The following is a 6000-nucleotide window of genomic DNA, read 5'->3' as shown; positions in this document are numbered from 1 at the left end:
GACGAGCTCAGCAACAAGATCAAGACGACGTGTTAATGATCTGCAAGCCCTTAGGCACAGCCATCCAAACTGATTGCGCCTCTATGGCCGCCGCGCCGCTCACTCCCGCTGTCACTTCGAAGCGGCTGGGAGTGTCTAATCAACGGCGGATCTGATGATCAAGGAGACGCCAGAGATGACCGAGACCGTTGTCGGGCAGGAGTCTGTGGAGAAGCCGGCGGCCACGCCGGTGCCGGCCGCGTCGGATGAGCAGTTGGTCGCGATGCTCGTGGACCGCGCCCGGTCCGAGGGGCTGCGGCTGACCGGCGAGGGCGGCTTGTTGCAGATGCTGACCAAGCGGGTGCTGGAGTCCGCCCTGGAGGGCGAGATCACCGGCCACGTCGGCTACGACAAGCACGACGCGTCGGGCCGGGGCAGCGGCAACAGCCGCAACGGCACTCGGGCCAAGACCGTGCTGACCGACGTCGGTCCGGTCGAGGTGAAGGTGCCCCGGGACACCGCCGGCAGCTTCGAGCCGCAGATCGTCAAGAAGCGGCAGCGGCGTCTGACCGGCGTCGACGAGATGGTGCTGTCGCTGTCCGCGAAGGGCCTGACCCACGGGGAAATCTCCGCGCACCTGGCCGAGGTCTACGGCGCCGAGGTGTCCAAACAGACCATCTCCACCATCACCGACAAGGTCATGGACGGTATGGCCGAATGGCAGAACCGGCCCCTCGACCGCGTCTACCCGGTCCTGTTCGTGGACGCTATCAACGTCAAGATCAGGGACGGGCAGGTCGCGAACCGGCCCATCTACGTCGTGATGGCGGTGACCGTGGACGGCACCCGCGACATCCTCGGGATCTGGGCCGGCGACGGCGGCGAGGGCGCCAAGTACTGGCTGCACGTGTTCACCGAGTTGAAGAACCGCGGCTGCGAGGACGTCCTCATGCTCGTCTGCGACGGACTCAAGGGCCTGTTCGAGGCGGTCGAGACCGTCTGGCCCCGCACCGTCGTCCAGACCTGCGTGGTCCACCTCCTGCGCAACAGCTTCCGCTACGCGGCCCGCCAGGACTGGGACAAGATCGCCAAGGCGCTGCGGCCCGTTTACACCGCGCCGAACGAGGACGCGGCGATGGAGCGGTTCCTGGAGTTCCAGGAAGCGTGGGGCCGGAAGTATCCGGCGATCGTGAAGCTGTGGTCGGACGCCTGGGCCGAGTTCGTTCCCTTCCTCTCCTTCGACGTCGAAATCCGCAAAGTCATCTGCTCGACGAACGCGATCGAGAGCGTGAACGCCCGCATACGCAAGGCCGTCCGGGCCCGCGGCCACTTCCCCAACGAAGCCGCCGCCCTCAAGTGCGTCTACATGGCGCTCATGTCGCTGGACCCGACGGGGAAGGGCCGCAAGCGATGGACCATGCGCTGGAAGGCACCCCTGAACGCCTTCCAGATCGCCTTCGAAGGCCGCCTGACCCCGAGCAACAACTGACCATTCAACAACCAAGATCAGCCGTTAAATTGACACACCCAAGCGGCTCCCGCAGTCACCCGCACTGACAGCCCTGGGAGCCGGACGGGTTCAAGTCTTCGGCGAGCGGAACGGGGAGTGTCTAATCAACGGCCCTGTCTCACATTCGGTGGTGACGGAGAGTCGTGCGGGTCGTTGGCCTTCGTGTGAAGGACGTCAACGAGTGTGTGCAGATGGTGTTTTCGGGTCTGTTGCCGCTGGTCATCGAGGAGGTGGCCGACGAGGGTGAGCGGATCGTGGTGCGGGCGCGGACTCCGCAGGAGGCCGCGGTCTGTCCGGTGTGCGGGGCGTCGACGGGGCGGGTGCACGGCTGCCACTGGCGGACAGTCGCCGACGTGCCGGTGGACGACCGCCGGGTGGTGGTCCATGTGCGGGTGCGGCCTCTGGTGTGTCCTACACGCGGCTGCCGGCAGACCTTCCGTGAGCAGATGCCCGGGGTGCTGGAGCGATACCGGCGCCGCACGGCCCGTCTGACCAGGCAGGTCAAGGCCGTGGTCACAGAGTTGGCCGACCGGGCTGGATCGCGTCTGCCGGCGATAGTCGCGGTGGGCCTGTCGCGTCACACGGCCCTGCGCACCCTGCTGAGCATCCCGTTGCCCACCGGGCGGGTGCCCCGCGTGATCAGCGTCGACGACTTCGCCCTGCGTCGGCGGCACCACTATGCCAACGTGGTGATCGACGCCGAGACCCATGAACGGACCGACGTTGTGCCCGACCGCACCGCCGACACGCTGTCCAGGTCTGCCCGAACTTGCCGCACCAGCGGCGGATCGTCTCGTAGGAGACGGCGGCCCCGCGCTCGAGCGTCAGCTCCTCGACCTCGCGGAACGACACTACAGCCATACACAGTGGGAGATGACCTCGACCGGGTACCGGTGCCCCTTATACGACGGCGACACGCTCCTCACGGACGACCCTTCCCAGGTTGATCAACCCAAAGATCATCCCACCGGTCAGCCAACGTGACAGTGCCCGTCCGAGTAGTCCTTCACCGCCATCGGCGGTCTCTCGCTTCCTCCGGATCAAGCAGATCCAGTATCAGCGTGTCCACCACTCAGGGCGAAACTCCTCCTTGCGGGGGATGCTGGTCAGTACAGCGCCGTTCGCGCGGGGGAGCGGTTCGGCCCGTAGGGGTGATCCCTAGTTGTGCCTGTTTCACGAGGATGAAGCCATGAAGCTGGAGATCTTTCACACGCCCCCGCCCGTTAGCGATACCGAGCGGCCCGTTCCCCGCTGGGCCATGCGCCTGGCCTACGCACTGCCACTGCTTCTGCTGCCGTCGTGCCTATGGCGGCTGCCCTTCGCCCTGCACTTCGAGATGGGGCAGATTCATGATCTCGACATGCCGCCCTATTGGGTGAGCATCCCGTACGTCCTCGGGCTCAGCGTGTTATCGGAAGCGATTTCCATCTTGACCATCGGGCTGGTCCGGGGCTGGGGAGAGGTGGCACCCACCTGGATCCCGATCATCGGTGGCAGACGCATTCGACCAATGGCGGCTGCGGCCCCTGCTGTCCTTGGCGGCCTGATTCTCACCCTGCTGTTCACTGACGTCCCGATCGGCGACGGTCGTAGGCTCACTCTGTATGGCATCGTCGACACCGTCGGCTACACCAACGACGCCTGGCAGGCGCTTGCGACGGTGTGCATTGCTCCAATCGCCGCATGGGGACCTATCACCATCGCTCTCGGGATCGCCTACTACCGCCGGCGAAACCGCGCCGTCGTCGGGTGAGAGGCTCTGACAAAGGCGTTGGACTTGTCGGTAGGTGGCGAGGCCGAGGAAGGCTTCGTGTATGTCGTTGCGTCGTTCCCAGCGGATGCGCAGGCAGCGGAAGCTGTGGAGCCAGGAGATCGTTCGCTCGACGACCCAGCGGAAGGTGCCCAGACCGGTGCCGTGGGGTTGACCGTGTCCGGCGATCACCGGGCGGATCCCGCGCTGCCGCAGCAGCCGGCGGTACTTGTCGTGGTCGTAGCCGCGGTCGGCGAAGAGCATGGCGGGCCGCCTGCGCGGCCGGCCGACGACTCCTGCGACCGCTGGGATCTTGTCCAACAGGGGCAGGAGCTGGGTGACCTCGTTGCGGTTGCCGCCGGTCGGCGACACCGCGAGCGGGATGCCCTGGCCGTCGGCGATGATGTGGTGCTTGCTGCCCGGCCGTGCGCGGTCGACCGGGCTGGGCCCACTTTGGGCTTCGCCAAGCGGCCCGGACGTGGGAGGAGTCGATCACAGCCCGGGACCAGTCCAGCTGGTTCTTCGACCTCAGCTTGTTCAGCAGCAACTGGTGCAGCTAATCCCGGGGTTTGTCCCCGAGTGGTGGACACCTCTGAGCTCGGCCCCCGCAGGGGCCGGGTAGGAGGGATCTCTTATGGTGATGAAGGTCTACTCGCCCGATTTCAAAGCGGACGCTGTCGCGCTGTACCTGTCGGATCCAAGCCACACCTTCGAGGGCATCGGCAAGGATCTGGGGATTAGCCGGGAGACGCTGCGTAACTGGGTGCGGGCCGAGCGGGCCCGCCGCGGTGAGAGCGGCACGAGGAGCACGAACACGAAGGACGTCCCGGTGAGCGAGGCCACGAGGCAGGAACTGGAGGCCTGAACCGCTGCCAGTTCATTGAGGACCACCACCGCGCCTGGGGCGTGAAGCGGTTGTGTCAGGTGCTGGAGGTCGCCCGCTCCAGTTTCTACAAATGGCGGGCCGGCCGCGCAGCCTGCACCGCGCGCGAGCGGGCCGACGCGGCGCTTGCCGAGCGGATCCGGGCCGTGCACGCCGAGTGGGACGGCACCTACGGCCGCCCCCGGATCACCGCCGAGCTGCGCGAGGAGGGCGAGCGTGTGAACCACAAGCGCGTCGGACGGGTGATGCGGAAGTTCGGCATCGCCAGGCTGCGGCTGCGTAAGCGCCAGGTCACCACGGTGCCCGAGCCGTTCCGCCACGCCGGTGCCGGACCTGTTCCGGCGCCACTTCACCGCGAGCGCGCCGTCGGCGACATCACCTACCTGCCGGTGGACGACGGCGAGTTTCTGTATCTCGCCACCGTCATCGACTGCTTCTCACGCCGCCTGGTGGGCTGGTCGATCGCCGACCACATGCGCACCGAGCTGGTCGTCGACGCGCTCCGGGCCGCCGCCTGAACGCGGGGCAGTCTGACCGGCGCCGTCTTCCACAGCGATCACGGGGCCCAGTACACCTCTCGCCAATTCGCCGAGCTGTGCGCCGAGTTGGGGGTCCGGCAGTCGATGGGAGCGGTCGGCACCTCGGCGGACAACGCGCTCGCCGAGTCGTTCAACGCCGCCCTCAAGCGCGAGACACTGCGCGGTGCCCGCCGCTTCGACGGCGCCCGCGCCTGCCGCCTGGCGGTCTTCCACTGGACCACGCGCTACAACACACCCGCCGACGGCACTCGGCGAACGGACAGCAGGCACCGATAGTCTACGAGCAGCAGTCAGCTACTCTGATACTCGCCGCATAACGACACGAACAGGTGTCCACCCTTTGGGTGGCAAGGCCCATCTTCCCCGCGGCGACTCCGTCCATCCACACATCGGTGTCGCCGAGCTCGTCCAGCCATTCCAGACGCTTGGTCAGGTTCTGAAGTGCGACCAGGTCGGGCCCTTGGCGGGCTTCTTCAGCCGGTTGAACAGCGTCGTCCCGTCGCTGTCGCGGTCCTCCAGCAGCCGCATGAGCCCCGCCCGCTGAGCGGCGCTCATGCGGTCGTGGCTGCCCGTACAGATCGAGGCGTTCACCTCGGTGCGCATCTTCGAGGCCATCTTGTCGAAGGTGGAGAACCCTGGCAGCTCCAGCCCGGCCTCCACGACCTTCTCCAGCGCGATGTTGATCAGATCCGCCGGGCGGTTCTTCGCCGCAGCCTCCTTGCGGATCGACTGCTCGGCGATCCCCCGGGCCTTGGCCTGGTCATATGTCACGCCGGCCTGCTTGCGGACCAGGCTTCGGTGGTGCTTGGCGGTCCGCTCCGCCCGGTACACCGGCAGCGTGCCCTCAGGCAGCTCCACCGCCCGCCGGACGAAGTCCACCACCATCTCCGGGACGTCCGCCAGCGCTGGGAAACACCCCATACGCCTGTACGGCTTCAGCATCAGCAGCAGCGCCAACAGATGCTCATCGCAGTCCGAGGCATCGGCCGCCCACTGAAAATCATCGCGGCTCGGTGAGAAGAAGAGATACAGCTCGTGCGGGGTGATCAGCCGCTTGAACCGCGGATACGCGGTCCTCTCGATCGATGTCACGACCCACCCCAGGCCCCAGCTGACGTCAATATCACCACCAACGACGCTGGGCCGAATGGGTGACGGGCCGGGGCGCTCAGGACTTCAAGATCAACTCATTGCCCCTTTGACGCGTATCTCGGCGATACCCCTGGGTGACCTGCTCGCCGTTGCCGACGACGAGCCAGTCGCCAGCGTTCTCAGCGGCCTGTACTCACTTCGGCTCGTCAGGGTGAATTTTCGTGAAGGTCCTGAAGGGCTTCGGGCG

Annotated in this window: 5 protein-coding genes and 4 pseudogenes; 6 read left to right on the top strand and 3 right to left on the bottom strand. The window is 66.6% G+C overall.

Annotated features, from left to right (window positions below; translation table 11 throughout):
- Positions 1-262: 262 nt before the first annotated feature.
- A complete protein-coding gene (locus tag ACFF45_RS31025; protein WP_381350100.1) occupies positions 263-1468 on the top strand; it encodes an IS256 family transposase in 1206 nt (401 codons plus the stop codon).
- Between the two features lie 212 nt (positions 1469-1680).
- Positions 1681-2241, top strand: a pseudogene (locus ACFF45_RS31020) (transposase family protein); the annotation flags it as partial.
- Here ACFF45_RS31020 and ACFF45_RS31015 read toward each other — a convergent pair.
- A pseudogene (locus ACFF45_RS31015) lies at positions 2168-2415 on the bottom strand (hypothetical protein); the annotation flags it as partial. The pseudogenes ACFF45_RS31020 and ACFF45_RS31015 sit on opposite strands and share 74 nt — an antisense overlap.
- Before the next feature lie 263 nt (positions 2416-2678).
- Between ACFF45_RS31015 and ACFF45_RS31010 the strand changes: the two are divergent.
- Positions 2679-3242 carry a hypothetical protein gene (locus ACFF45_RS31010; RefSeq protein WP_381350094.1) on the top strand — a complete coding sequence of 188 codons (564 nt, stop codon included), beginning with the start codon at positions 2679-2681 and terminating at the stop codon, positions 3240-3242.
- 39 nt (positions 3243-3281) lie between these two features.
- On the opposite strand, the pseudogene ACFF45_RS31005 reads toward ACFF45_RS31010, so the two are convergent.
- Positions 3282-3795, bottom strand: a pseudogene (locus ACFF45_RS31005) (IS5 family transposase); the annotation flags it as partial.
- Positions 3796-3873: 78 nt separating this feature from the next.
- Between ACFF45_RS31005 and ACFF45_RS31000 the strand changes: the two are divergent.
- From ACFF45_RS31000 to ACFF45_RS30990, 3 genes and pseudogenes are all read left to right on the top strand, one after another.
- Positions 3874-4104, top strand: a complete 231-nt coding sequence (locus ACFF45_RS31000) for a transposase (protein WP_381350093.1) — start codon at positions 3874-3876, stop codon at positions 4102-4104.
- A 41-nt stretch (positions 4105-4145) separates the two neighbouring features.
- Positions 4146-4703: pseudogene (locus ACFF45_RS30995) on the top strand (IS3 family transposase); the annotation flags it as partial.
- Between the two features lie 42 nt (positions 4704-4745).
- Positions 4746-4937, top strand: a complete 192-nt coding sequence (locus ACFF45_RS30990) for an integrase core domain-containing protein (RefSeq protein ID WP_381350099.1) — start codon at positions 4746-4748, stop codon at positions 4935-4937.
- Positions 4938-5090: 153 nt separating this feature from the next.
- Here ACFF45_RS30990 and ACFF45_RS30985 read toward each other — a convergent pair whose 3' ends face one another.
- Complete coding sequence (locus ACFF45_RS30985; protein ID WP_381350092.1) at positions 5091-5753, bottom strand: DUF4158 domain-containing protein; 663 nt, start codon at positions 5751-5753, stop codon at positions 5091-5093.
- Between the last annotated feature and the right edge of the window lie 247 nt (positions 5754-6000).

The sequence above is a fragment of the Streptomyces cinereospinus genome (genome assembly GCF_042430725.1).
In the GTDB taxonomy this organism is placed as follows: Bacteria; Actinomycetota; Actinomycetes; order Streptomycetales; family Streptomycetaceae; genus Streptomyces; species Streptomyces cinereospinus.
This window is presented reverse-complemented; position numbering and strand designations above follow the sequence as displayed.